This window comes from uncultured Flavobacterium sp., from assembly GCF_937967675.1.
GTDB lineage: Bacteria > Bacteroidota > Bacteroidia > Flavobacteriales > Flavobacteriaceae > Flavobacterium.
Map to the genome: position 1 here is coordinate 1 of NZ_CALBSN010000179.1, position 5,047 is coordinate 5,047.

At 33.6% G+C, this 5,047-nt stretch carries 4 protein-coding genes and 1 pseudogene; 3 read left to right on the forward strand and 2 right to left on the reverse strand.

Features of this window, described 5'->3' with window-relative positions; translation table 11 throughout:
* Positions 1–144 (reverse strand): annotated as a pseudogene (locus Q0075_RS11775) (riboflavin biosynthesis protein RibD); the annotation flags it as partial.
* Between the two features lie 80 nt (positions 145–224).
* Between Q0075_RS11775 and Q0075_RS11780 the strand changes: the two are divergent.
* Positions 225–701, forward strand: coding sequence for a GNAT family N-acetyltransferase (locus Q0075_RS11780; RefSeq protein ID WP_297869679.1), 477 nt, complete (start codon positions 225–227; stop codon positions 699–701).
* A 41-nt stretch (positions 702–742) separates the two neighbouring features.
* The gene (gene prmC / locus Q0075_RS11785) at positions 743–1,597 is read left to right on the forward strand and encodes a peptide chain release factor N(5)-glutamine methyltransferase (protein WP_297869680.1); all 855 of its coding nucleotides are present in this window, start codon (positions 743–745) and stop codon (positions 1,595–1,597) included.
* A gap of 107 nt (positions 1,598–1,704) precedes the next feature.
* Here the strand turns inward: prmC and Q0075_RS11790 are convergent, their stop codons facing one another.
* Positions 1,705–2,946, reverse strand: coding sequence for an ABC transporter permease (locus Q0075_RS11790; protein ID WP_291106855.1), 1,242 nt, complete (start codon positions 2,944–2,946; stop codon positions 1,705–1,707).
* Positions 2,947–3,197: 251 nt separating this feature from the next.
* Here Q0075_RS11790 and hisS point away from each other — a divergent pair, with 251 nt between their 5' ends.
* Positions 3,198–4,892, forward strand: coding sequence for a histidine--tRNA ligase (gene hisS / locus Q0075_RS11795; protein ID WP_297869681.1), 1,695 nt, complete (start codon positions 3,198–3,200; stop codon positions 4,890–4,892).
* The last annotated feature ends 155 nt before the right edge of the window (positions 4,893–5,047 follow it).

A 5,047-nucleotide genomic window follows, 5' to 3' on the forward strand; every position in this document is an offset into this window, starting at 1 on the left:
GCCTGCTTTTTTGTGCCAACCTTCGCCAATGATTTTACCATCATGCACAATCACACTTCCTACCAACGGATTAGGATACGTAGTTCCCAAACCATTTTTGGCGAGTTCAATACAGCGTTTCATGTAAAATTCGTGCGTCGTCATAATACAAAAGTAGTATTTTTAAATAGAATTAATAATCGATTCTACCAATTTACGTACTTTTACCCAACAATAAAAATGCTATGCTAATTAGAGAAATCCAACAAAAAGATAATGAGTCGATTGCTAAAGTAATTCGTGATATTTTTCATGAATTAGATGCGCCAAAAGTCGGAACAGCTTATGCAGATCCCATTTTAGATACGTTATACGAAGTATATCAAGCACCACGTTCTGTATATTATGTTGTGGAAAAAGATGGAAAAGTGGTTGGAGGTTGTGGTATTGCGCCTCTAGAAAATGCAGCTGCTTCTGTATGCGAGTTACAAAAAATGTACTTTGCTCCTGAAATCAGAGGAACTGGTTATGCGGAAAAAATCATTGAAAAATGTTTAGAATATGCCAAAACACAAGGATTTGAAATCTGTTATTTAGAAACCTTATCTTTCATGACAACCGCACAAAAACTATACAAAAGAATAGGTTTTGAAAATATTGATGGTCCCATGGGAAATACAGGTCATAACAGTTGTGAAGTTTGGATGACGAAGAAGTTGTAGAATTAAGATTTCAGTATTAAGAATTAAGACCAATTTAGCTTATGCTTCTAAAACAATACAAAACCCACTTTTTCGATTCCTTAAAAAACATTCAGGACGAACAAGAAATCGAAAGTTTCTTTTTCATCCTAACCGAATATTTGCATAATATTAAGCGAGTAGATGTTGCTTTGAATCCGAATTTTGAACTTTCAGATGCAGCAATTGAAAAGTGGAATACTATTTTAGCGGATTTACAAAAAGAAAAGCCCATTCAATACATCACGGGTGAAACTTGGTTTTATGGGTTGCGATTTGAAGTGAATGAAAACACCTTAATTCCAAGACCAGAAACGGAAGAACTCGTTGAATGGATTATTGAAAGTCAAAAGTCAAAAGTCAAAAGTCAAAAGTTTGATATTCTAGATATCGGAACCGGTACAGGTTGTATTCCGATTTCATTAAAAGCGAATTTACCACAAGCCAATGTTTCAGCTATTGATGTTTCCGAAAAAGCATTAGAAGTGGCTAAAAGAAACGCCGCATCAAACAAACTTGAAATCAATTTTATTCTAACCAATATTTTAGAAGCTAAAGATTTGAATCAATATTTTGATGTTATTGTGTCAAATCCACCCTACGTTCGGAACTTAGAAAAACAAGAAATCAAGAAAAATGTCTTGGACTACGAACCGCATTTAGCGTTGTTTGTTGAAGATACTGATGCCTTACTTTTTTATAGAAAAATTGCACAATTGGCTTTGAAAAACTTGTCGCCAAACGGATTGTTATTCTTCGAAATCAATCAATATTTAGGAAAAGAAACCGTTGAATTACTTGAAAATTTAGGTTTCAAAAATATCGAATTGAAAAAAGATATTTACGGGAATGACAGAATGATTAAGTGTTCGATTTAGGTTTGTAGCACAACGTTTCACAACGTTTTTTCACAAAGTCCCACAAAGTTATAATTTAAAAACCTTGTGAACCTCGTGCCTTCTTTGTGTTCCTTGTGGTTAACTTTTTATTCATAACGCAACGCTTCCACAGGATCTAATTTCGATGCTTTTATCGCAGGAATTAATCCAGAAAGTATTGTAACGGCAAAAGTTACTATAAAAGCCCATATAATTGCCATCCAAGGTGTTGTAAAAGCGAAGCCAATAGCTGATGCGATTCCAAATCCAATTAAAATTCCTAAAATGATACCAACAATTCCTCCAATTTGACCAATAATCAAAGTTTCGGTAAAAAACTGCCACGCAATCGTACTTCGTTTCGCACCAAGTGATTTTCTAACTCCAATTTCTCGCGTTCTTTCGGTAACAGAAACCAACATGATGTTCATTAAGGCAATAGAAGAACCAAAAATGGTAATAATTCCAATTACCCATGCCGAAATTCCCAAAACAGCTGTATTAGAAAGTAAGGTTTGAATTAAATCATCGCTTCGTTCTATTCCGAAGTTATCTTTTTCTATTGGATTTAGTTTACGAACTCTTCGCATTGTGATAATGGCATCATCAACCGCTTCATCCAGCAAACCTTCATTGGTAACCATAACATCTAAATCGTAGTTAATGTTTGGAGCAGAAAACAATGAACGTGCCACTTGCGTTGGAATCAAAACACGTAAATCTTGACTGTTTCCAAAAGTAGAACCTTTCTCTTTTAAAACCCCAATCACTTTAAATTTGGCACCACGAATAGAAATGGTTTTGTCTAACGGATTGATGTTTTCAAACAATCCTTTTTCAAAATCCGATCCTAAAACACAAACATAATTGTTGTTTGCTATGTCAAAGGAATTGAAATTTCTACCTTTTACAACTTCTAATCCTTTATTCGGACAAAAATTTTCATCTACACCAACGATAGAAATTTCTGGATCGGTCTTTTTCTCTCCATATTTTACTTCAACTGCCGAGCCTGCTGTAAATGATAAAGATGTTGTTGTAAACGGAAAATTAAATTTATCTTGAAATGATTTAGCTTCTGGATAACTGATGATAGGATTGACACGTTGTTCGGTATCGTTTTGATTAATTTCAGACGAAAAATCATATTGACTAATAGAAAAAGTATTCGCTCCCATAGAAGCAAAATCTTTTAAAATTGTATTCTCTAGCGCTGAAACTACCGTAAGAATCCCAACCAAAGCCGTGATTCCAATAGCAATAATCATAACCGTTAACGAAGTACGCAAGGCCTGACTTCTTATTGAATCAAGCGCAATTTTTGTATTTTCCTTAAATAATCCTACCATGACTATAAGACTAAATAATTTATTTTTTGTTACATATTTAAAGTAAGAAATTTGTCAGTTCGAGCGAAGTCGAGAACTTTTAATGAATGAATCTCGACTTCGTTCGATTTGATAATCATATAGCAGTAACTTGAATTTTTTAAATCTCCGAATTGATTTTTAATACTGCTAAATATATTCGATATTTGCACAAAGAAATTTTTAAGATTTCTATGCTTTCAGAAATCTAAATTCTAAATTCTAAATTTAAAATGGCACAAAAACCAAGCATACCAAAAGGAACTCGAGATTTTTCACCAGCAGAAGTGGCGAAACGCAATTATATTTTCAGTACGATAAAAACCAATTTTGAGAAATTTGGCTTTCAACCTATTGAAACGCCTTCGTTTGAAAATTCTGAAACCTTAATGGGGAAATATGGTGAAGAAGGTGATCGATTGATTTTTAAGATTTTGAATTCGGGAGAATATCTTGATGAGTTTAATAAAACTGTTTATGATTTCTTTTTTGATTTTTATAAAAATTATTTAAACTATTTTATTGAAGGTTCTGATAAAAGTTTAGAGATATTGGAGAGTTATTTTAATACTGATAAAATCGAAGAAGAATTAAAAAGATTAAACAAAGGGAAGGTTGAAAAAATTAAAAACTTTGTCGATAATGATTTATTCGATGTTATCAAGAAAGAATTGGCTTTGAATGAAAAATATTTTTTTGAATTATGTCAAAAAAATTCAAAAGAAAAAATAGAAGGTTTAGACTTTTTATTACATGATAAAGCTGGAGATTTAGCTTATATTTCATTTGGTAATTGGTTTAAAAATGTAAAATCTGGAAAAGTAACAAGTCATATTTCTGAAAAAGCCCTTCGTTATGATTTAACTGTTCCTTTTGCGCGTTATGTGGTACAACATCAAAACGAAATTGAGTTTCCGTTCAAGCGTTACCAAATTCAACCGGTTTGGCGTGCTGATCGACCTCAAAAAGGACGTTTTAGAGAGTTTTATCAGTGTGATGCGGATGTGGTGGGGTCGAATTCGCTTTGGCAAGAAGTGGAGTTGGTACAATTGTATGACTCGGTTTTCACGCAATTAGGTTTAGGTGGCGTTACGATTAAAGTTAACAATCGTAAAATATTATCTGGAATCGCTGAGGTAATTGGCGCTTCGGATAAATTGATTGATTTTACGGTAGCGTTAGACAAATTAGACAAAATAGGTGAGGATGGCGTGAAAAAAGAAATGTTAGAAAAAGGCATTTCGGAAAGTGCGATTGAAAAAGTGCAACCATTGTTCAATTTCACCGGAACCATCAATGAGAAAATAGAAAAATTAGCACAACTACTTGCTAATTCTGAAGAAGGAATGAAAGGCGTAAACGAGTTGCAATTCATTTGTGATAACGTTACGACTTTAGGTTTACAAACCGCTTTTTTGGATTTAGACGTGACGTTAGCACGTGGTTTAAATTATTACACAGGAGCCATTTTTGAAGTCGCAGCGCCAAAAGGTGTGGCAATGGGTTCAATAGGTGGCGGTGGTCGTTATGATGACTTGACGGGAATTTTCGATGCTAAAAATAAAATGTCGGGTGTAGGAATTTCGTTTGGTTTAGATCGAATTGCTTTAGTAATGGAAGAAGTTGGTTTGTTTCCAGAAGCTGTTTTAGCAACATCAAAAGCGTTGTTCTTAAACTTTGGTGATAAAGAAGCTTTATATGCGATGAAAGCCATTGGAAAATTACGCCAAAAAGGAATCAAAGTGGAGTTATATCCAGATAAATCAAAAATCGACAAACAATTCAAACACGCAGACAGAAGAGGAATTCCATTTGCAGTAATTGTAGGAGAATCGGAAATAGAGCGTGAAGAATTTGGGTTGAAAAACTTAGCTACTGGCGAACAACAAAAAGTGGACTTTGCAACATTAGTTACTTTATTACAATAATTAAAAGCTGAACTTTGTCCTTGAACTTGTAATTGATTTTTATATGAATGTAGACGACGAAGCTAAAAAAGTAATTTGGTCCCTTCAGAATAACAAACGTACTGAAGCAGAACGAAATGTATTTGCTCCAACCGGTAAAAAACCGATGAATAAAA

Coding starts and splice junctions, on each gene's coding strand:
- Q0075_RS11780 (WP_297869679.1), top strand. CDS start 225: ATGCTAATTAGAGAAATCCAACAAAAAGATAATGAGTCGATTGCTAAA.
- hisS (WP_297869681.1), top strand. CDS start 3,198: ATGGCACAAAAACCAAGCATACCAAAAGGAACTCGAGATTTTTCACCA.
- Q0075_RS11790 (WP_291106855.1), bottom strand. CDS start 2,946: ATGGTAGGATTATTTAAGGAAAATACAAAAATTGCGCTTGATTCAATA.
- prmC (WP_297869680.1), top strand. CDS start 743: ATGCTTCTAAAACAATACAAAACCCACTTTTTCGATTCCTTAAAAAAC.